This window comes from Janthinobacterium sp. ROICE36 (assembly GCF_002869965.1).
GTDB lineage: Bacteria > Pseudomonadota > Gammaproteobacteria > Burkholderiales > Burkholderiaceae_D > Janthinobacterium.
Genome location: NZ_PEBS01000068.1, coordinates 1 through 21,698, shown reverse-complemented (window position 1 = coordinate 21,698; position 21,698 = coordinate 1). Strand labels below are relative to the sequence as shown.

At 62.2% G+C, this 21,698-nt stretch carries 17 protein-coding genes and 1 pseudogene; 14 read left to right on the top strand and 4 right to left on the bottom strand.

The annotated features are described in order from the left end of the window. Window positions 1-14: 14 nt before the first annotated feature. Both CSZ94_RS22060 and CSZ94_RS22055 read right to left on the bottom strand, forming a co-directional pair. On the bottom strand, window positions 15-1,262 hold the full coding sequence (locus CSZ94_RS22060) for a CaiB/BaiF CoA transferase family protein (RefSeq protein WP_102123489.1): 1,248 nt from the start codon (window positions 1,260-1,262) through the stop codon (window positions 15-17). Continuing rightward, window positions 1,262-2,440 carry an acyl-CoA dehydrogenase gene (locus tag CSZ94_RS22055; protein WP_102123488.1) on the bottom strand — a complete coding sequence of 393 codons (1,179 nt, stop codon included), beginning with the start codon at window positions 2,438-2,440 and terminating at the stop codon, window positions 1,262-1,264. The genes CSZ94_RS22060 and CSZ94_RS22055 overlap by 1 nt, the downstream gene beginning before the upstream one ends. Before the next feature lie 158 nt (window positions 2,441-2,598). On the opposite strand from CSZ94_RS22055, the gene CSZ94_RS22050 reads away from it, so the two are divergent. Then, complete coding sequence (locus CSZ94_RS22050; protein ID WP_180977578.1) at window positions 2,599-3,504, top strand: LysR substrate-binding domain-containing protein; 906 nt, start codon at window positions 2,599-2,601, stop codon at window positions 3,502-3,504. Here CSZ94_RS22050 and CSZ94_RS22045 read toward each other — a convergent pair. Continuing rightward, complete coding sequence (locus CSZ94_RS22045; protein WP_102123486.1) at window positions 3,501-3,866, bottom strand: VOC family protein; 366 nt, start codon at window positions 3,864-3,866, stop codon at window positions 3,501-3,503. The two genes, CSZ94_RS22050 and CSZ94_RS22045, sit on opposite strands and share 4 nt — an antisense overlap. 83 nt (window positions 3,867-3,949) lie before the next feature. Next, entirely contained in the window at window positions 3,950-4,738 is a 789-nt protein-coding gene (locus CSZ94_RS22040; protein WP_258001139.1) for an AraC family transcriptional regulator, read from the bottom strand. Window positions 4,739-4,871: 133 nt separating this feature from the next. Between CSZ94_RS22040 and leuS the strand changes: the two genes are divergently transcribed. The 13 genes and pseudogenes from leuS to CSZ94_RS28915 form a co-directional block, all read left to right on the top strand. Further along, window positions 4,872-7,511 carry a leucine--tRNA ligase gene (gene leuS, locus CSZ94_RS22035; protein ID WP_102123485.1) on the top strand — a complete coding sequence of 880 codons (2,640 nt, stop codon included), beginning with the start codon at window positions 4,872-4,874 and terminating at the stop codon, window positions 7,509-7,511. Window positions 7,512-7,513: 2 nt separating this feature from the next. Next, window positions 7,514-8,086 carry an LPS-assembly lipoprotein LptE gene (locus tag CSZ94_RS22030; protein WP_102123484.1) on the top strand — a complete coding sequence of 191 codons (573 nt, stop codon included), beginning with the start codon at window positions 7,514-7,516 and terminating at the stop codon, window positions 8,084-8,086. 10 nt (window positions 8,087-8,096) lie between these two features. Continuing rightward, window positions 8,097-9,113: a DNA polymerase III subunit delta gene (holA, locus tag CSZ94_RS22025; protein WP_102123483.1), complete on the top strand. Its 1,017-nt coding sequence runs from the start codon at window positions 8,097-8,099 to the stop codon at window positions 9,111-9,113. A gap of 11 nt (window positions 9,114-9,124) precedes the next feature. Further along, window positions 9,125-10,408, top strand: a complete 1,284-nt coding sequence (locus CSZ94_RS22020) for a glutamate-5-semialdehyde dehydrogenase (protein ID WP_374703601.1) — start codon at window positions 9,125-9,127, stop codon at window positions 10,406-10,408. Window positions 10,409-10,478: 70 nt separating this feature from the next. After that, window positions 10,479-10,916, top strand: a complete 438-nt coding sequence (locus CSZ94_RS22015; RefSeq protein ID WP_102123481.1) for a CopD family protein — start codon at window positions 10,479-10,481, stop codon at window positions 10,914-10,916. 10 nt (window positions 10,917-10,926) lie between these two features. Continuing rightward, window positions 10,927-11,544 (top strand): 2-hydroxychromene-2-carboxylate isomerase, encoded by a 618-nt coding sequence (locus CSZ94_RS22010; RefSeq protein ID WP_102123480.1) that lies wholly within the window; start codon window positions 10,927-10,929, stop codon window positions 11,542-11,544. 105 nt (window positions 11,545-11,649) lie between these two features. Further along, window positions 11,650-12,852 (top strand): THUMP domain-containing class I SAM-dependent RNA methyltransferase, encoded by a 1,203-nt coding sequence (locus CSZ94_RS22005; RefSeq protein WP_374703600.1) that lies wholly within the window; start codon window positions 11,650-11,652, stop codon window positions 12,850-12,852. A 151-nt stretch (window positions 12,853-13,003) separates the two neighbouring features. Further along, the gene (locus CSZ94_RS22000) at window positions 13,004-14,284 is read left to right on the top strand and encodes a multidrug effflux MFS transporter (protein WP_219726038.1); all 1,281 of its coding nucleotides are present in this window, start codon (window positions 13,004-13,006) and stop codon (window positions 14,282-14,284) included. A 202-nt stretch (window positions 14,285-14,486) separates the two neighbouring features. Then, window positions 14,487-16,640: an HDOD domain-containing protein gene (locus CSZ94_RS21995; RefSeq protein WP_180977577.1), complete on the top strand. Its 2,154-nt coding sequence runs from the start codon at window positions 14,487-14,489 to the stop codon at window positions 16,638-16,640. Window positions 16,641-16,645: 5 nt separating this feature from the next. Then, entirely contained in the window at window positions 16,646-18,850 is a 2,205-nt protein-coding gene (locus CSZ94_RS21990; protein WP_102123476.1) for an EAL domain-containing response regulator, read from the top strand. 3 nt (window positions 18,851-18,853) lie between these two features. After that, window positions 18,854-20,443 carry an SEL1-like repeat protein gene (locus tag CSZ94_RS21985; protein WP_102123475.1) on the top strand — a complete coding sequence of 530 codons (1,590 nt, stop codon included), beginning with the start codon at window positions 18,854-18,856 and terminating at the stop codon, window positions 20,441-20,443. Between the two features lie 181 nt (window positions 20,444-20,624). Then, window positions 20,625-21,329, top strand: a complete 705-nt coding sequence (locus CSZ94_RS21980; RefSeq protein WP_102123474.1) for a DUF4197 domain-containing protein — start codon at window positions 20,625-20,627, stop codon at window positions 21,327-21,329. A 221-nt stretch (window positions 21,330-21,550) separates the two neighbouring features. Further along, a pseudogene (locus tag CSZ94_RS28915) lies at window positions 21,551-21,698 on the top strand (IS5/IS1182 family transposase); the annotation flags it as partial.

Below are 21,698 nucleotides of genomic sequence, written 5' to 3'. Positions count from 1 at the left end.
GTACCGCGTTTTTTTTAGACGACCTTGCGTTCGCGCAAGCCGTCGATCTGGCCGCCATCCAACCCTAGCCACTGCTGCAGCACCTCCCGCGTATGTTGCCCCAGCAATGGCGGCGGCAAGCGGTATTGCACCGGCGAACCGGACAGGCGCACGGGATTGGCCACCAGCGCCACCGTGCCTGCCGTCGGATGCGGCATCTCCACTTTCAAGCCACGCGCAACCACTTGCGGGTCGGCAAAGACCTGGTCGATGCGGTTGACGGGGCCGCACGGCACGGCTTGCGCCTCGAAAGCGCTGATCCACTCGGCCGTGGTGCGCATGACCGTGGTTTGGCGCATCAAGGGGATCAAGATCGCCCGGTGTGCCACGCGTTGCGGATTGGTGGCAAAGCGTTCATCCTGCGCCCATTCCGGGTGGCCGGCGACGGCGCAAAAGCGCGAGAACTGCCCGTCGTTGCCGATCGCCAAAATCATGTCGCCATCGGCCGTGGGAAAGTCTTGATATGGAACAATGTTCGGATGCGCATTGCCCATGCGCTGCGGCACCTTGCCGCCGCATAGATAATTGGCTGCCTGGTTGCCCAGGGCCGCCACTTGCACGTCCAGCAGGGCCAGGTCGATATGCTGGCCCAGGCCCGAGCGTTCGCGTTCGGCCAGCGCCGCCTGCACGGCGATGGTGGCGTACAGGCCCGTCATGATGTCTGTTTGCGCCACGCCCACTTTTTGCGGCCCGGCACCCGGCTGGCCATCGGGCACGCCCGTGATGCTCATCAGCCCGCCCATGCCCTGGATCAGGAAGTCATAGCCGGCGCGCGCCGCATACGGCCCATCCTGGCCAAAGCCAGTAATGGAGCAATACACGAGGCGCGGGTTGAGTGCCAGCAAGCTGACCGCGTCCAAACCATATTGCTTCAAGCCGCCTAATTTGAAATTTTCCAGCAGCACGTCCGATTCGGCAGCCAGCTGGCGCACGAGGGCCTGGCCTTCAGGCGCGGCCAGGTCGATGCACAGCGAGCGCTTGTTGCGGTTGGCGCACTGGAAGTAGGCGGCCTCGGCCGTATCGCGGCCATCTTCGTCCTTCAGATACGGTGGGCCCCAGGAGCGCGTATCGTCGCCGCGGCCCGGCTGTTCAACCTTGACGACGTCGGCGCCCAGGTCGGCCAGCAATTGCCCGGCCCACGGGCCGGCCAGCACGCGCGACAGGTCCAGTACGCGCAGGCCGGTCAGCGGCGCGGGCCGCAGGGTGGAAACGAGGCCTTCCATTAGTTGAAGGCGGCGATGCCGGTGATGGCGCGGCCGATGATCAGCGCGTGCACATCGTGCGTGCCTTCATAGGTATTGACCACTTCCAGGTTGACCAGGTGGCGGATGACGCCGAATTCGTCGGAAATACCGTTGCCACCCATCATGTCGCGCGCTACACGGGCAATATCGAGGGCCTTGCCGCAGCTGTTGCGTTTCATGATGGAGGTGATTTCCACGGCAGGCGAACCCTCATCCTTCATGCGGCCCAGGCGCAAGCAGCCTTGCAAGCCCATGGTGATTTCCGTCAGCATGTCGGCCAGTTTCTTTTGCACCAATTGATTCGCAGCAAGAGGGCGGCCGAATTGCTGGCGGTCCATCGTGTACTGGCGCGCTTTCAGGTAGCAGTCTTCGGCCGCGCCCAGCGCCCCCCAGGCGATGCCGTAGCGGGCGCTGTTCAGGCAAGTGAACGGGCCTTTCAAGCCGCGCACGTCGGGGAAGGCGTTTTCTTCCGGGCAAAACACTTCATCCATGACGATTTCGCCGGTGATGCTGGTGCGCAAGCCCACCTTGCCGTGGATTTCCGGCGCCGACAGGCCTTTCCAGCCTTTTTCCAGCACGAAACCACGGATCGCGCCTTCATCGGCCTTGGCCCAGACGACGAACACGTCGGCGATGGGGCTGTTGGTGATCCACATCTTGGCGCCGGACAGGCTGTAGCCGCCCGGCACCTTGCGCGCACGCGTAACCATGCTGCCCGGATCGGAGCCGTGGTTCGGTTCCGTCAGGCCGAAGCAGCCGATGAATTCGCCCGTCGCCAGTTTCGGCAGGTACTTTTGTTTGGTTTCTTCGTTGCCGAAGGCATGGATCGGCACCATCACCAAGGACGATTGCACGCTCATCATCGAGCGGTAGCCCGAATCGACGCGCTCGACTTCACGCGCGGCCAGGCCATAGCAGACGTAGTTCAGACCGGCGCCGCCGTATTCTTCGGGTATGGTCGTGCCCAGCAAACCCAGTTCGCCCATTTCGCGGAAGATGGCCGCGTCGGTGCGGCCATGGCGGAACGATTCGAGCACGCGTGGCACCAGGCTGCCCTGGCAATAGTCGCGGGCCGCTTCCAGTACGGCGCGTTCGTCACCCGTCAGTTGTTCTTCCAGCAGCAGGGGGGAATTCCAGTCGAATACGGTTTTGCTCATCACAGGCCTCGCAGTTGAGCGCCGGTGATCGGCGCAAGATTGAATATGGCTCATGGTAGGTTCTTGCCTAGCCTTGCGCAAACGATTTTTTCGCACCCAGACATGCGTGTTACGCATATCTTGGGGCATACTGCAGTTCTTTCACCGGCCGGATACCCATGTCACGCAAAATCCCGATGCTGCAAGCGTTAAATTGTTTCGAGGCGGCCGCGCGGCACCAGAGCTACACACATGCGGCGCGTGAACTGTCGCTGACGCAAAGCGCCGTGTCGCGCCAGATATCTTCCTTGGAAACTTTCCTTGGCGTGCAACTGTTCCAGCGCACGCGCCATGGCGTACTGCTGACCAGCGCCGGCGCAGCGTATGCGCGGCAGATCGCGGCGCGACTCGATGGCCTGGAGCGCGACACGCTCGACACCATGGCGCGCCAGGGTGGCGGCGGCGCCCTGCAGCTCGCGTCCGTGCCCACCTTTGCCACGCGCTGGCTGATGCCACGGCTGTCATCGCTGGCGGGCTTGCACCCGGACATCGTCGTGCATATCGATGCCTATACCAAGCCGTTCATGTTTGCCGATACGGAATACGACGGCGCCCTGTATGCGGGCACGCCCGAGCAGCTGGCGCGCTGGCCCGGCACGCGCGCCACTTTGCTGATGCATGAAGAAATTGTGCCCGTCGCCAGCCCCCGCCTGCTGGCGACGCGCAGCGAGTGGCAGCCGCAGGATGTGCTGGAACTGACCTTGTTGCAACAAAGTACGCGCCCAGGTGCCTGGCGCCAATGGTTTGACGCCATGCAGGTCGAGGGAGAAGGGCGCGATGGAGCGCATTACGGCGCCCGCTACGAACTGTTTTCCATGCTGGCCATGGCAGCCGTACAAGGGCAAGGCGTGGTCTTGCTGCCGCGCATGCTGGTCGAAGCGGAACTGGCGCGTGGCGAACTGCGCATCGTCTGCGAGCGCCCACTGCGCGGGCAGCGGGCGTATTACATGATCACGCCCGAAACGGCGCATGAAAAGACGGCCTTGCAGCAGTTGCGCGCCTGGCTGCAGGACGAAGCGGCTTAAACGACTTTGCCGGCGTCGAAATGGGGATTGTCGATGAAGCCGATCTGGTTGCCGAACGGGTCGAGCAATTCCACCGTGCGGATGCCGTCGCCCACATCCGTGATCGGATGGTGCAGGCTGCCGCCCAGCGCGACGATGCGCTCGACTTCCTGTTCGATGCCGTCCACGCCCCAGTACGTCACGCTGCCTTGCGTGCCTGGCTCACCGCCCGGCAGCAGCCCGAGTTCGAAGCCGCCGATGGCAAAACCCACGTAAAACGGCTGGTCGAAATAGGGGGCCGTGTTGAATACCTGGCTGTACCAGGCCTTGGCCTTGTCCAGGTCGGGGACGGGATAGGTGACGGTGCGCAAGCCCTTGATCATGTTCTGCTCCTGATGAATGAAGAATGAAGAATGACGCCATCATGCCACCGGCGCGCGGCGCGTGATTGTAAAAATGGAAGGTCTCAATGGTTGCGACGCAAGAACCACGCCTCGGGCGAACTGCGGGTGAAATCCTGGAAGTCGTGGATCAGGTGCGACTGGTCGAAATAACCGTATTGCAAGGCTACTTGCGCCCAGTCCGGCTGTCCCGCCAGGCTTGTCAGCCCCTGGCTGGCAGCGCGAAAACGGCAGATACGGGCAAACAATTTCGGGCTGATGCCGACGTGCTGGCGAAATTGCAGCGCCAGGTGCTGGCGCGACACGCCCAGTTGCCGCGCCAGGCCATCCACGCGCACCTGGCCGCATGCTGCCTCGATGGCCGCAATGGCATGCCCGGCGGCACCGGCCTGGCGCAGAGGCACTGCGGTGCGCAGGCGCAACAGCAGATAATCTTGCAAAATAGAAATTCTTTGCACATTGGACAGGGGCGCGCTCCACAAGGCGTCAGCCAGGCGCGTCGCCAGCTCGCGGCCCCACAGTTGCTGCAGTCCCGTACGGCCATCGCTGAGTTCGCACAAGGGCAGCTGGAAGAAGCGCGCCGCCGCGCCCGGCTTGAAGCGGGCCGCCACCGTCTGCACCAGTCCCCGGCTGACGACGGCAATCGGCGCCGTCATCATGCCGACGGCAAAGCTGGCATCTTGCTGGTCGTGGCACAGGATGTCGATGCAATTGTCGGGCAAGACCTGGTGCGTGAGGGGCGTGGCGCCCGTCTGCACGCGGCACGTCCAGACGCAGTCCAGCCAGGGCCGCAGGGCGGGGATGGGCAGATATTCCTGGTAGACGATCATGGCCGGATTTAATGTAAAGAACAAAATTGCATATATATTACACATCATAATTGCGCGCCGGCCAAAAAAATGCCAGCCCGGGCCGCCAGCGCGCCGCGCTATCGGGTGGCGACAACCAGTATAATGCTCGGTTCATATCCACTATTGGCCGCACATCATGCAAGATAAATATAGTCCCGCCGACGTCGAACAAGCCGCCCAATCGCACTGGAAGGCGATCGACGCCTATAAAGCCGTCGAACACGACCCGCGTTTCCCAAAAGGCAAGTATTTTGCCTGCTCGATGCTGCCTTACCCTTCGGGCAAGCTGCACATGGGTCACGTGCGCAACTATACGATCAATGACGTGATGTACCGCTACCTGCGCATGAACGGCTACAACGTGCTCATGCCGATGGGCTGGGATGCGTTCGGCATGCCGGCGGAAAACGCGGCCATGGCCAACAATGTGCCGCCCGCGCAATGGACGTATTCGAACATCTCCCACATGAAGCAGCAGATGGAATCGATGGGCCTGGCCATCGACTGGTCGCGTGAAATGACCGCCTGCAAACCTGAATACTACAAGTGGAACCAGTGGATGTTCCTGAAGATGCTGGAAAAAGGCATCATTTACAAGAAGACCGGCACCGTGAACTGGGACCCGATCGACCAGACCGTGCTGGCCAACGAGCAAGTCGTCGATGGCCGCGGCTGGCGTTCCGGCGCGCTGATCGAAAAGCGCGAAATCCCCATGTACTACGCGCGCATCACCGATTACGCGGAAGAATTGCTGGCCTATGTCGATGACAAGCTGCCGGGCTGGCCCGAGCGCGTGCGCACCATGCAGACCAACTGGATCGGCAAGTCGACGGGCGTGCGCTTCGCCTTCCCGCATGCCATCAAGGACGCGAATGGCGCCCTGATCGGCGAAGGCAAGCTGTACGTGTTCACCACCCGTCCGGACACCGTCATGGGCGTGACCTTCTGCGCCGTGGCCGCCGAGCACCCGCTGGCCCTCCACGCCGCGCAAAGCAATCCTGCGCTGGCCGCCTTCAACGCCGAATGCAAACTCGGTTCCGTGATCGAAGCGGACATGGCAACGATGGAGAAGAAGGGCATGCCGACGGGCCTGTTCGTCACCCATCCATTGACGGGCGCGCAAGTGGAAGTATGGGTCGGCAATTACGTCCTGATCACCTACGGCGATGGCGCCGTGATGGGCGTGCCGGCGCATGACGAACGCGATTTCGGCTTTGCCAAGAAATACAATCTGCCGATCAAGCAAGTGATCGACGTCAAGGGCCAGGAATTTTCGACCGATGCGTGGCAGGAATCATACGGCAGCAAGGACGGCGTCTGTGTCGCTTCCGGCAAATACGACGGCCTGCATTTCGCTTCCGCCGTCGATGCGGTGGCCGCCGACCTGGCAGACCTGGGCCTGGGCGAAAAGAAAACCACCTTCCGCCTGCGCGACTGGGGTATTTCGCGCCAGCGCTACTGGGGCACGCCGATCCCGATGATCCATTGCGCCGACTGTGGCGTGGTGCCGGTGCCGGAAAAAGACTTGCCTGTGGTGCTGCCGGAAGACTGCGTGCCGGACGGCACAGGCAACCCGCTGAACAAATACGAAGCGTTCCTGCAGTGCGACTGCCCGCAGTGCGGCAAGCCGGCGCGCCGCGAGACGGACACCATGGATACTTTTGTCGATTCGTCGTGGTACTACATGCGCTATACCTCGCCTGGCTCGAACGACGCCATGGTCGATGCGCGCAACGATTACTGGATGCCGATGGACCAGTACATCGGCGGCATCGAACACGCCGTCATGCACTTGCTGTACGCGCGCTTCTGGACCAAGATCATGCGCGACTTCGGCCTGGTCAAGTTCGACGAGCCTTTTGTGAACCTGCTGACGCAAGGCATGGTGCTCAACGAAACCTACTTCCGCAAGGACGCAGTGGGCAAGACCACCTGGTTCAACCCGGACGACGTGCGCCTGTCCCTCGATGACAAAGGCCGTCCGCAAAGCGCCGTCCTGGTGGCCGACGGCCAGCCGGTGGAAATCGGCGGTACGGAAAAAATGTCGAAGTCGAAGAACAACGGCATCGACCCGCAAGCGCAGATCGAGCAGTACGGCGCCGACACGGCCCGTTTGTTCACCATGTTCGCCTCGCCGCCGGAACAGACGCTGGAATGGTCAGGCAGCGGCGTCGAAGGCGCGAACCGCTTCCTGCGCCGCGTGTGGAACTTCGGCTACGCCCAGTCGGCCACGATTCAAGCCGCACTGGCTGGCGGCGCCGCACCTGCCACGGGCGAAGCGCAGAAAAACCTGCGCCGCGAATTGCACAAGCTGCTGCAACAAGCCGATTACGACTTGAAACGCATCCAGTACAACACCGTGGTATCGGCTTGCATGAAGATGCTCAACACCCTGGAATCGGCCAAGCTCGATGACAGCGCGCAGTCGAAGGCCTTGATCGCCGAAGGCTTCTCCATCTTCCTGCGCCTGCTCAATCCTGTCGCGCCGCACATCACCCACGTGCTGTGGCAGGAATTGGGCTACGCCGGCGCGCACGGCGACCTGCTCAACGCGCCGTGGCCGCAAGTCGACCCGCAAGCATTGGAACAGTCCGAGATCGAGATGATGATCCAGGTGAACGGCAAGCTGCGCGGCTCGATCACGGTGTCCAAGGATGCGGACAAGGCCAGCATCGAAGCGGCCGCGCTGGCGTGCGAAAGTGTGCAAAAGTACGTCGAAACCACGCCGAAGAAGATCATCGTCGTGCCAGGCAAGTTAATCAGCATCGTGGTGTAATCATGACGACTTCCTCTCAAGTATCGCTGTTGGGCCGCCGTGCTGTGCTGGCTTTGGGCTTGACTGTCCTGCTGTCGGCCTGCGGCTTTCATTTGCGCGGGTCGAACGGCAGTTTCATGCTGCCGTTCGCGACGATGTACATCGGCTTGCCCGAGACATCGCCGCTGGCGATCGGCCTGAAACGCTATATCCGCGCCATAGGCAGCACGGAGGTGGTGAACACCAAGGATGGCGCCGACGCTGTCCTTGAAGTGCTCACCGATCCGGAGAGGAATCGTACCAAGACCATTTTGTCGCTGAATAAAAATGGCCGCGTGCAAGAGTACCAACTCGGTTATTCGATCAATTTCCGCGTCGTGGACAAGGCCGGCAATCAGCTGCTGGCACCGACGACCATCAGCCTGGTGCGTCCGATCACCTTCGATGAATCGCAGGTGCTGGCCAAGGAAACCGAGGAAGCGGCGCTGTACCGCGACATGCGCAACGATCTGGTGCAGCAGATCATGCGCCGCCTGGCCGCCATCAAGCCGGTGCTGCCGGCCATGTCGGTCGCGCCGGTAGCCCCGCGACAGTAACGGGGACGCCATGCAATTGCGGATAGACGCGCTCGATGGGCATGTGGCCAAGCCGCTGGCGCAGCTGTATGTGATCACCAGCGACGAACATTTGCTGGCGCTGGAAGCGGCCGACAAGATCCGCCGCGCGGCGCGTGCACAGGGTTATTCCGAGCGCGACGTGCTGACGGTGGAGCGCAGTTTCAAGTGGGGCGAATTGCTGGCGGCGAACCAGGAGCTATCACTGTTCGGCGATAAAAAACTGATCGAGCTGCGCATCCCCACCGGCAAGCCGGGCAAGGATGGCGGCGCGGCGCTGCAAAGCTATGCGAAAAACCTCAGCCCCGACAACCTGACCCTGATCACCTTGCCCAAGCTGGACTGGGCCACGCAGAAGGCGGCCTGGGTCGCCAGCCTGCAGCAGGCAGCCGTGTATATCGAAATTCCGAATGTGGAACGGGCGCAGTTGCCGGCCTGGATATCCCAGCGCCTGGCCGCGCAGGGGCAGAGTGCCGAACGGGCCAGCATCGACTTCATCGCCGAAAGGGTGGAGGGCAATTTGCTGGCGGCGCACCAGGAAATCCAGAAACTGGGCTTGCTGCATGCGGCCGGCAAGCTGGCGTATGAACAAGTGCAGGACGCGGTGCTGAACGTGGCCCGCTACGATGTCTTCAAGCTGTCCGAAGCCATGCTGGCCGGCGATCCGGCGCGCCTGGTACGCATGCTCGAAGGTTTGAAAGGCGAGGGGGAGGCGCTGCCGCTGGTCTTGTGGGCCGTCTCCGAAGAAATCCGCACGCTGTTAAAATTGAAGGCCGGCATGGCGCAAGGGCGTCCATTGGGCGCGTTGCTGAAGGAATACCGCATCTGGGGGCCGCGCGAGCGGATGATGGAACCGGCACTGCGGCGCATTTCGCTGCCCGTGCTGGAAGCGGCGCTGCAACAGGCGGCGCAGGTGGACAAGATGATCAAGGGTTTGCGCGCCAAGGGCTACGCGGGCGATGCCTGGGACGCCATGCTGCAACTGGGCCTGAAGATCGCCCGAGGCTAGTTTTTTACACTATGGATACGAGCATGGACATCACAGAATATATGCAGGACGTGGGGACGCGCGCGCGCGCCGCTTCGCGCGCCATGGCGCGTGCTGACAGCGCCACGCGCAACCGCGCCTTGACCTTGATCGCCGCCGCCATCGTGCGCGATGCCGACCTGCTGCGCGCGGCCAATCAACGCGACCTCGATGCGGCTGCCGCCGCCGGCCTGGCGCCGGCCATGCTGGACCGTCTGACCCTGTCCGATGCCGCCATTGCCACCATGGTCGAAGGCTTGACGCAGATCGTCTCGCTGGCCGATCCGATCGGCGAGATATCGAACATGAAATTTCGCCCGACGGGCATCCAGGTGGGGCAGATGCGGGTGCCGCTGGGCGTCATCGGCATCATCTATGAGGCGCGTCCGAATGTGACGGTGGACGCGGCCGGCCTGTGCATCAAGAGCGGCAACGCGACGATTTTGCGCGGCGGCTCGGAAGCCATCCATTGCAACCGCGCGCTGGCCAAGCTGGTGGCAGAGGGCTTGCTGGGAGCAGGCCTTCCGGCCGATGCCGTGCAGGTCATCGACACCATCGACCGCGCCGCTGTCGGTGCCCTGATCACCATGCCGCAGTACGTGGACGTCATCGTGCCGCGCGGCGGCAAGGGCTTGATCGCGCGTCTGATGGAAGAAGCCACCGTACCGATGATCAAGCACCTCGATGGCATCTGCCACGTCTACATCGACGCCAAGGCCGATATCAAGAAGGCGATCGATATCGGCTTCAACGCGAAGTGCCACCGCTACGGCACCTGCAACACCATGGAAACCCTGCTGGTGTCGCGCGCCATCGCCGCTACCGTGCTGCCGCAGCTGGCCGAACTGTACCTGACCAAGCAGGTGGAACTGCGCGCCGATCCTGAAAGCCATGCGATCCTGGCCGCCGCTGCTTATCCGCACCTGCTGCCCGCCACCGAGGAAGACTGGTCCACCGAATACCTGGCGGCCATCCTGTCGATCAGGATCGTCGACGGCATCGACGAAGCGATGGACCACATCAACCAGTATTCGTCCAAGCACACGGAATCCATCATCACGGAAGACTACAGCGATGCGCTGCGCTTCCTGCGCGAAGTTGATTCCGCCTCCGTGATGGTGAACGCATCGACGCGTTTTGCCGATGGCTTCGAGTATGGCCTGGGCGCCGAGATCGGCATCTCGAACGACAAGCTGCACGTGCGTGGGCCGGTGGGACTGGAGGGCCTGACATCGCTCAAGTACGTGGTCTTTGGCCACGGTGAAGTACGTAAATAGTCTCTTTCGTGGGCTGCCCACAAGTCGGCCCGTGCTCTCGTTTCTCTCCATTTCTGACACTGGGAATCCCATGCTCTTTCTCTGGACCAAAGCCTTCCACATCATCTTCGTCATGTCCTGGTTCGCCGGCCTGTTTTATTTGCCGCGCATCTTCGTGAACCTGGCGATGGAGACGGAAACGGTGGCTACCGAGCGACTGTTGCTGATGGCGCGCAAGCTGTACCGCTTCATGTCCCTGCTGGCGCTGCCGGCCATGGTGCTGGGACTGGCGTTGATGTGGATGCTGTACGGTGGGGGCGAAGGCCGCATGAAGATGCCGGGCTGGATGCACGCCAAGCTGACGCTCGTGGTGCTGCTGCTCGGTTATCACCACGCCTGCGGCGCCATCCTGCGCAAGTTTGAAAAAGGTCTCAACAAGCGTAGCCACACCTGGTTCCGCTGGTTTAATGAAGTGCCGGTGGTGATGCTGCTGGCCGTCGTCGTGCTGGTCGTGGTCAAGCCTTTCTAAGGGAATCGAGATGAGTGCAAGCCAGAGCAAAGTCGTGCAGTATTTCTTCGCACCCCACTCGCCATGGACCTACCTGGGTCACGCGCGCCTGATGGCCATCGCCGCAAAGACGGGCGCCCAGATCGACGTGCGCCCCTTCGACCTGGGCAAGGTCTTCAGTGTGTCGGGCGGCCTGCCGCTGGCCAAGCGCGCACCGCAGCGCCAGGCGTATCGCCTGGCCGAACTGGCGCGCTGGTCGGCCTTTTTGCAAGTGCCCTTGACCTTGCAGCCGAAGTTCTTCCCCGTGTCGCCGGAAGCGTCGGCCAAGCTGATCATCGCCACGCGCCTGGCGCATGGCGTGGAGGCATCGCTGAACCTGGCGCACGCCATCATGCGCGGCCTGTGGGCTGAAGAGCGCAACATCGGCGACGAGGAAACTCTGGTGCAGATCGCGCTGGATGCCGGTTTCGATGGCCGCCAGTTGCTGAAGACGTCGGAAACGGCCAGCGTGCAGGCCGAATATGATGCCAACACGGAGGCGGCGACTGCCGCCAGCGTCTTCGGCTCGCCGTGGTACATCGTCGATGGCGAAGGATACTGGGGCCAGGACCGCCTCGATTTTGTCGAGCGGGCGCTGTCAGTAAAGTAATTAGTACCGGGGTCAGACCCGTCGGAACTCGGCGTCCCCGTCTGACCCCAGATTTCATTTGCTTTTAAGTAAAATTGTTTTTAACGGATAAAAGGTATCCTTATTATGGCTTCATATTTTTGCCCATGCCCGCGCGGCATGGAAGCGGCGCTGGCCGAGGAACTGGGCGAGATTGCCCAGGATAGTTCGACCATGAAGGTCCACAACCAGGTGCCGGGCGGCGTACACTGCTCGGGCGATCTGCTCGATGCCTACCGTATCAACCTGCATTCGCGCATCGCTTCGCGCGTGCTGATGCGCATGGCCCATTCGGGCTACAAGACGGAAAACGATATCTATGACCTGACCCTGGCGCAAGCCTGGGAAGACTGGTTCGGCGTGCACCACACGATCCGTGTCGACGTCACGGCTGTGAAGTCGCCGCTGCGCAGCCTGGAATTCACCACCCTGAAGATCAAGGATGCGATCTGCGACCGCTTCCGCGACCAGTTCAACGAGCGTCCATCGGTCAATACCAAGACGCCGGACATGCGCATCGTCGGCTTCCTCGACGCGAACACGTTTACCGTGTATCTCGACACCTCGGGCGAAGCGCTGTTCAAGCGCGGCTGGCGCGAAGAAACGGGCGACGCGCCGCTGCGCGAAAACCTGGCCGCCGGCCTGCTGCGCGTGTCGGGCTGGAAGCCTGGCATGGTGCTGTTCGACCCGATGTGCGGTTCCGGCACCATCCTGGCCGAAGCGGCGCAGATGCTGCAAGGCATCCCGCCGGGTGCTACGCGCCAGTTCGCCTTTGAAAACTTTCACGATTTCGCTCCGGCGCCGTGGAATGCCATGAAAAACGCCATCAAGGTCAATCCCTTGCCGGCCGAACCAACCATTTTTGGCAGCGACATCTCGGGCGACATGGTCGCCATGACGCGCCATAACCTGCGTTGCGCCGGCGTGCGCTTCGACGTGCCCTTGAAACAGATCGAGGCGCAGGAAGTCAAGCCGCCAAGCGACGTGCCGGGCATCATGCTGACCAACCCGCCGTACGGCGAGCGTATCGGCGTGCGCGGCGACAGCACCATTCCTGAAGATGAACTGTCGACGTCCTTCTATTCGGCCATGGGCACGACCCTGAAGCAGCGCTTCGCCGGCTGGACCGTGTTTCTGTTCACGGCCGACCTGGGCTTGCCCAAGCTGCTGCGCCTGAAGGAAGCGCGCAAGACGCCATTCTTCAACGGTGCGCTGGAATGCCGTTTGTTCCGCTTCGATATGGTCGCAGGCTACAACCGCCGTGAAGAAGCCAAACCCAAAAATATCTAATTAAACCTACTGCGCGTCGTGACTTGCGGCCTGCGGTGCTCACCGTACTAAAGTACGGTTGCGCTCTCGGCCACAATTCACTTCCGCTCGCTACGGTTTTCTCAGATATTTTGGCAGCTGAGAAAGCCGGATGTGTCACCCTGGACCCGTCATGTTTCCCATCCCTCCGGCAAGTGTGCCGCCCGACCCGGTCACGCCCGTTCCACCTCCCACACCGAGCCACATGGCGCCGCTGAGCCGCGGTGCGCTGGCCATGATGCTGGCCGGGCTGTCGATGCTTGGGCCTTTGTCGATCGATACGTATCTGCCTGCCTTTGGCGCGATCCAGGGTTCGCTGCAAGCGTCGCCGCTGGAAGTGCAGCAGTCGCTGACGTTCTACATGCTGGCCTTTGCCGGCATGGTGCTATGGCATGGCGCGATCTCGGATACCTTTGGCCGGCGCAACGTCATCCTCGTGTCGCTGCTGATGTTTGCCATTGGCTCGCTCGGCTGCGCTTCGGCGCACACGGTGCACTATCTGTGGTTCTTCCGCATCATGCAGGGCGTCTCGGCCGGCGCCGGCGTGGTGATCAGCCGCGCCATCATCCGCGACCTGTATGCCGATGCGGCGGCGGCGCGGCTGCTGTCGCTGGTGACGATGATCTTTTCCATCGCCCCGGCCGTGGCGCCGATACTCGGCGGCTGGATCGTCATCTGGTTCGACTGGCGCTCGATCTTCCTGTTCCTCGCTTTTTACACGGTGGTGCTGCTGGCGTTCTGCTACTGGCGTCTGCCTGAAACCTTGCCGATGGAAAAACGCCAGCCCTTCAATCCCCGTTTCCTGGCGTCGAGCTATGGCCAGATTCTGCGCTCGCCCCTGTTCCACATCAAGGCCGGCATCGTCGCCCTCAATTTCGCGGGCCTGTTCCTGTTCATCACGGCTGCACCGGAAATGCTGCCCAAGCAGCTGGGCCTGGGGCCATCGCAATTCGCCTGGCTGTTCATTCCCTGCGTGAGCGGCATCTTCATGGGCGCCGCGGCGGCCAACCGCATCGCCGGCAAGGTGACGTTCGCGCGCCAGATTGGCATCGGCTTCGCCTTCCTGCTGTGCGCCGCCAGCGTCAATGTCGTGTATCACCTGTTCCTGCCGCCATCCTTGCCCTGGTCGGTGCTGCCCCTGTTTTTTTACACCTTCGGCATGTCGCTGGTGGGGCCGGGCGCTACCCTGCTGGCGCTGGATCTGTTCCCGCATATTCGCGGCACTGTCGCCTCGTGCCAGTCGTTCGCCAGCACCTTGCTCGGTGCCGTGGTGGCTGGCGTAATCTCGCCGCTGCTGTCCGGTTCCGTGCTGTGGCTGGCGTCGGGCCAGTTGGCGTTTACGGGCCTGGCGCTGCTTCTGTGGCTGATATCGCGGCGTTTTCGTCACCGTTTGCTGGGTTCCTTCAAGGCATAAGTTTCCATGGAAGAACGCTGGATTTATTTCAACTAAATTTTCTATATTGCAAGTAATATTCGGCGCTTATGATAAGATGACTTTTTTTCCCGGCATCCTCTCAGGCAACATTTTTTGGGTTACAGGAGTAGAGGATTCCTCTGACGTGGCCGCGCTTTGCTGCTGAGCGCTCTTCCTTTTCGAACCGGCAATGCCTGATACGATGCATCAATCTGATCACGATATTCGCAATCGCCTGCTGATTGCCCGCCTGCCGGCCATGCCGCAGATTCTCATCAAGCTGATCGCCCACCTGCAGGCCGACGATGCTGGCATGCCAGAGCTGGCCGCCCTGATCGCCAAGGATGCTGGCATGACCAGCAAGTTCCTCGGCGTGGCCAGCAGCTCGGCCTACCATCGCCAGGGCAAGGTCGTCAGCCTGGAGCAATCGCTCGTGTCGCTGGGTACGGACATGATCAAGACCCTGGTCATCAGCGAATCCGTCTTCCAGACCTTCAACCGCTTTCCCCATTCCGGCAGCACGGATTTGCGCGCCTTCTGGAAAAGTTCGCTATCGGCTGCCGTCATGGCGCGCGCACTGGCCAAGGCCATGGCCTATCCGCACGTCGAGGAAGCGTATCTGGCGGGATTGCTGCACAACGTGGGCCGCCTGGCCTTGCTGGCCACGGCGCCGAAAGAATACGCGTTCAATTTCACGGCGCGCGACGATGCCGCCCTGTGCGCGGTGGAGCAGCGCACCCTGCAGATCACGCATGCCGAAGCGGGCGCCTGGCTGATCGAGCGCTGGCATCTCGATTCCTTCCTGGCCGATAGCGTGCTGTATCACCACGAACCGCTGGCGCGCCTGGAGGCCAGCCACCCTTTGATCCGCATCGTGCGCCTGGCGCACCTGCTGTGCTCTCATGCCGACGATGCGGAGTCGATTGCGCAGGCGGCGCAGCTATGCGCGCTGGAGGTGGAGGTACTGGAAAACCTGGCTGGCAGCGTCGCGCGCCAGGTGGAGCAGGCCGCGCAGCACCTGGGCATCGACCTGGCCGGCGCGGATGATATCGCCACCCCTCCCGCATATGCTCCGCCATCCGTCGATCCGGTGCAGCAGCGCCTGTCCGACGAAGTGCGCAACATGGTGCTGGTATCCGAAGTGGGGCAGACCTTTGCCCGGCAGCAGGGCGAAACCAGCCTGCTCGAAGCCATCACGCGCTCGGCGCGCATCCTGTTCGACTTCGACACCGCCGTCATCCTGCTGCAAAACCCCACCGGTCATGCGCTGGTGGGCGTGGCGGCGGGCGAACATCAGCAGCGCCTGGCCGGCTTCTCGATCCCGCTGGCCAAGGGCGGTCCGCTGGCCGCCTCGGCGCTGGAGTGCCAGCTGGCGTTCTTGAAACGCGACATTCCGGCGCTGGGCATCGTCGAGGAGCAGTTGTTCCGCATTCTCGGCACGGACAGCCTGGTCTGCGTGCCTTTGGCGTTGGGCCAGCGCAGTCTGGGCGTGCTCATTGGCGGCGTGGCGGCGTGGCAGATTCCCGCCTGCCAGAAGCGCGAGGGTTTCCTGCGCGCCTATGCGAACCAGGCCGCCACGGCGCTGGAAACGGCCATCAGCGCGCGCGGCCTGGCACGGCGCCAGCTCGATCACGTGGCCGAGGAATACCGTGCCGCCTCGCGTCGCGTCGTGCATGAAGTGAATAACCCGCTGTCCATCATCAAGAACTACCTGAGCGTGCTCGATCACAAGCTGGAGAAGCAGGAGCCGGTGAGCGGCGAGATGGCTATCCTGAATGAGGAAATCGACCGCGTCGGGCAGTTGATCGGCGGCCTGGCCGATCTGCAGCCGGTAGCGACCAGTGGCGTGACCGATTGCGCGCGCGTGGTCGACGATGTGCTGCGATTGTTCCGCGCCACCGACTTCCTGCCGCCGAAGATCGAGGTGGTCACGCGCATGCAGGACGCACCATGCGAGGTGGAGGCCGATGCCGACATGCTCAAGCAAATCCTGCTCAACCTGCTGAAAAACGCCGTCGAAGCGCTGCCCGATGGCGGGCGCATCGAAGTGGCGAACCGGGGCCACGTCAACCGCGACCGCCGCCTGTATCTGGAACTGTGCGTCAGCGACAATGGCGCCGGCCTGGCGCCGGAAGTGCTGGCCAATCTGTTTTCCCCTGTGCGCAGCAGCAAGCAAGGGGCGCATCACGGCCTGGGCTTGTCCATCGTGCATGACCTGGTCACGCGCCTGCATGGCGTGATCGGCTGCCGCAGCAGCAAGTCCGGCACCTCGTTTGAAATCTTGCTGCCCATTCCCGTGCCGACGAGCGCTGCAGCCGCGCTGCCCGCACCCGGCAATATCGCTTTGTCTTCGTAACGTCCATGAATTCCTCCGCCATTCCATTTGACCTGGAAAACAGCCCGCGCATCCTGCTCGTCGATGACGAGCCCCGCCTGCTCGCCTCCCTCCACGAATTGCTGAAGGACCGCGGCTACCAGCTGTATACGGCGACCTGCGGCAGCGAGGCGCTGGCGCAGTTGTCGAAACTGCGCTTCGACCTGATCCTGCTCGATTTGCGCCTGCCCGACATGAGTGGCCATGAAATCATGGACCACATCAACCGGCGCGGCATCGAGGGCGACGTGATCGTCATGAGCGGCGACGTCGGCATCGAGGCGGCCATCGGCGCCCTGAAACGTGGCGCCTACGATTATTTGCGCAAGCCCTACAGCCGCGAGGAGTTGCTCAAGACGGTGGAGAACGCGCTGCAAAAGCGCAAGCTGGCGCTGGAGAACGAGCGCATCGCGCTGCAGCTGGAAAACTCGGAAAAGATGTACCGCTACCTGGTCGACAGCTCGCCCGACATCATTTACACCTTGAACCACGAAGGCCGTATCACCTTCATCAACGACAGGGTGCACCAGTTGCTGGGATTCAGCCGGGAAGAGCTGATCGGCAGTCATTACTCGATTCTCGTGCACGATGAAGACCAGGAGCGTGCGCGCTATGCCTTCAATGAACGCCGCCTCGACGAGCGCGCCTCGCGCAATGTGGAACTGCGCCTGAAGTGCCATAGCGGCAGCGGCAGCGACCGCACTTTCAGCAACACGCTGATGACGATCCCGCTCAATTCGATCGGCATGCATGGCCTCGATCACGACGCCAGGAAGCAGGAATACTTCGGCACCTATGGCGTGGCGCGCGACATTACCGACCGCAAGCGCGCCGAGGAAGTGATTTCTTACCAGGCCTACCACGACATCCTGACGGACCTGCCGAATCGCATGCTGTTCAATGATCGCCTGGGGCTGGCCGTGATCCAGGCGCGGCGCAAGCTGACGGAACTGGCCGTGATGTTCATCGATCTCGATCGCTTCAAGCTGGTCAACGACACCTTGGGCCACGTCAAGGGAGACGAGTTGCTGCAGCAGGTGGCGCTGCGCCTGAAGGATTGTTTGCGCCGCGGCGATACCCTGGCACGCCAGGGCGGCGATGAATTCACCATCGTGCTGCCGGAACTGCGCGACCGCCAGGATGCACGCCTGATCGCCGACAAATTCCTCGAATGCCTGCACCAGCCCTTCGACCTCGATGGCAACCAGGTGCATATTTCAGCCTCCATCGGCATCGCCATCTACCCGGGCGACGGCGAGACCATCGACGAGCTGTTACGCCATGCCGACATCGCCATGTACCAGGTCAAGGCGCTGGGCAAGAACGGCCACAGTTTTTATCACGAGTCCATGCTCGACGTGTCGCACCAGAAGATCGCGCTCGAGCAGAGCCTGCGCAAGGCGCTGGAGCTGAACCAGCTGGAGATGTATTACCAGCCGCAGGTGGACGTGATGACGGGCCGCATCGTTGGCGCCGAAGGCTTGATGCGCTGGAACCACCCGCAACGGGGCTTGCTGACGGCCGGCGAATTCCTGCCGTTCGCCGAGGAAAACGGTTTGATGCTGCCGATTTCGGACTGGATGCTGGGTGCCCTGTGCCGCGACCTGGTGCAGTGGGACGCGGCCGGCGGCGAAGCCGTGCGCCTGTCGCTCAATTTGTCGCCGCAATACCTGGACCGGGGCGACTTTTTCGAGAAGATGCGCGGCGCGCTGACGCGCTATGGCATCGCGCCGGAAAAGATCGAAGTGGAAATCACGGAAAACATCTGCATCCGCAACCCGCAGTATGCGATCGAGCAGTTGAACAAGCTGTGCCAGCTCGGTGTGTCGGTCGCCATCGATGATTTCGGCACCGGCTATTCCTCGCTGTCGTACCTGCACCGCTTCCCGATCCACACCATCAAGATCGACCAGTCGTTTGTGAAGGAAATCCACGATGAGCACGGACACTATCCCGTCATCCTGGCCATCATCTCGATCGCGCGCGGCCTGGGCCTGCACCTGATCGCCGAGGGCGTGGAAACGGAAGGCCAGGCGCGCTATCTGCAGGACAAGGGCTGCACCACGATGCAGGGCTATCTGTACCACCGGCCCATTTCGCTGGGCAGCTTCATCGGCGTGCTGCAGGAGCAGAATCGCCTGCTCGCCGATGCCGCCCCTGCGCAGTCCCAGACGCTGGCCATCGAGGCCTGATCCATGCCGCTTGCCGCTCCCCGCTCCACTGCTGCTCATTCCACGGCTGCTCATTACACAGCTGATTACCTGCGCCTGAAAGGACTGGCCGAGAAGGGCAATGCGAATGCCCAGCACAGCCTGGGCTTCATGTATTTCAATGGCCAGGGGATCGAGCAAAGCTATGCGCAGGCGTTGCATTGGTATGGCCTGGCTGCCGCGCAGGGGCTCGAGCACGCGCAATACAACCTGGGCGTGATGTGCCAGAAGGGGCAGGGCGTACCCCAGGATTTTGCGCAAGCGGCGCACTGGTACCAGCAGGCAGCCGAGCAGGGTTACGCGGCGGCGCAATACAACCTGGGCTGGCTGTATGCCAAGGGCCAGGGGCTGGCACAAGATAGCGGGCTGGCCATGCTGTGGTTCAGCCGCGCGGCGGAACAGGGCGACGCGGGTGCGCAAAACAATCTGGGCATGATGTATGACAATGGCAAGGGCGTGCCGCAGGATTTCGTGCAAGCCATTGCCTGGTACCGCAAGGCGGCCGAACAGGGCTATGCACGGGCGCAGTTCAACCTGGGCCTGCGCTACGACAATGGCCAGGGCGTGCGCCAGGACCGCCAGCAAGCGACGGCCTGGATGCGCAAGGCCGCTGAACAGGGCTATGCACCGGCCCAGTTCAACCTGGCGCTGCGCTATGAAAATGGCGAGGTGCTGCCGCAGGACAGCGGGCAGGCGATCACCTGGTACCGGCGCGCGGCCGAGCAGGGCCACGCCAGTTCGCAGTTCAATCTGGGCCTGATCTACGACAATGGTCAGGGCGTGCCCTGCGATAAGCAGGCGGCACTCGATTGGTACGTGAAGGCGGCAGGGCAGGGGCATGCGGCGGCCCAGCACAATCTGGGCCTGCATCATGAACATGGCGCGCAGGACTATACCCGGGCGCTGGTGTTCTACCGCCAGGCTGCAGGGCAGGGCTTTCCCGCCGCGCAGTATCAGCTGGGACTCTTGCATGAGCATGGGCAGGGCACGCCAGTCGATGCGCAGGAAGCCATCTTCTGGTACCGCAAGGCGGCCGACCAGGGACATGTGCGGGCGCAGTTCGACCTGGGCCTGCGCTACGAACATGGCCAGGGCGTGCCGCAGGATTTATCGCTGGCGCTGGAGTGGTACCGCCGCGCCGCCGAGCAGGATTACGCGCCGGCGCAATACATGCAAGGTGTGCTGCACGACCGCGACGACGGCCCGGCGCCAGACAGCCAGCTGGCCTGCGCCTGTTACTGCCGCGCCGCCGCGCAGGGCCACAGCCTGGCCCAGTTTGCGCTGGGTCTGCGGCACGACAATGGCCAGGATGTGCCGCAGGACTATGTTGCTGCCTGGGACTGGTATGCGCTGGCCGCGCGCCAGGGCCATGCGCGGGCGCAAATGAATCTGGGCTTGATGGCGGCCAGCGGCCAGGGTGGCCCGCTCGATTTGCAGCAGGCGTATATCTGGCTGTCGATGGCCGCAGCGGCGGGCGTGGCCGGTGCGGAAAAATCCTTGCGCCAGACAGCAGCGCGCATGCGCGAGACAGATCTGGCGCGGGTGCGCGAGCAACTGGCGGCGATAGCCGGCTAAGCCATGCCGCCCGCGTTAGCGTGCGCGAATACAACAGCAGGTACTGTATAGTCCCTTCCCTTCGCCATCTGTGGCGCCCCTTGTTTCCCCCAAACGCAAAAAATTGCTGCAGTATTTGCAGTTTTGATGTGCTAAGGTTCCAGAAGAAGGTGGTCTGTCTATTCTTTAGAAAAGGAAAACCATGCGCCTGAACCCTTGCACTGGCCGTCCGGCCGCCATCCTGTGCGCGCTGCTGTTGCTGTCGTCCGGCGCAGGCGCCGCCAGTCCACTGGATGCCCTCAGCAACCAGGATGCCAGCAATGGCTTGAAGGCGGCGCTGGAAGCCGGATCGGCCGCCGCCGTTGCCAAGTTGGGCATCGAAAATGGTTTCCTGAACAATGACAAGGTCAAAATCAAGTTGCCCGGCATCCTGGAGCAAGCCCAGCCCTTGCTGAAAATGACGGGCCGTGGCCAGCAACTGGACGATCTGGTGGTGGCGATGAACCGTGCCGCCGAGTCTGCAGTGCCCATGGCCAAGCCCTTGCTGCTCAACGCGGTCAAGTCGATGAGCGTGAGCGATGCGAAAAACATCCTGTCCGGTGGCGATACCTCCGTCACGGATTTCTTCCGCCAGAAGACCTCGGCACCGCTGGCCGTCAAATTCCTGCCCATCGTGAAATCCGTCACCGACCGTTCCGGCCTGGCCGGCAAGTACAACAGCACCATGAGCCAGATCGGCAAGACGGGACTGCTGCCGCAGCAGCAATCGACGGTGGAATCTTATGTCACGGACCGGGCGCTTGACGGCCTTTACCTGATGATCGGCGAGGAAGAGAAAGCCATCCGCAGCAATCCGCTCGCCTATGGCAGCAAGATTATCGGCAAAGTGTTTGGCAGTTTGAAGTAACGATTGCAGCGTCCCGCTGGGCCGCAGGCGGCGTTTGCGATGCATGGAAAGGTGTGGCGCTAGGGAAACAAGTTAAGCATTTGCTACAAGAAAACAATGTTAAAATTCTGCGACATACATTCTTGGGCATGGTTAACAGGGTGTTGAATTAATCGCCGTGCCCGTCAACCATCACGGGCCGGTAAACGTTGTTTCATCAGCCCCACTTTCCCACCGCCATCATGCGCAAGACCGACGTCACACAGCACTCTCTGTACAGTTACCGCTCGTTGGAGGAACGCATCCCGGATGCGCATCCCTTGCGCAAATTGCGAGTACTGGTCGATGCCATCCTGGCCAACATGAACGATGATTTCCAGGCGCTGTATT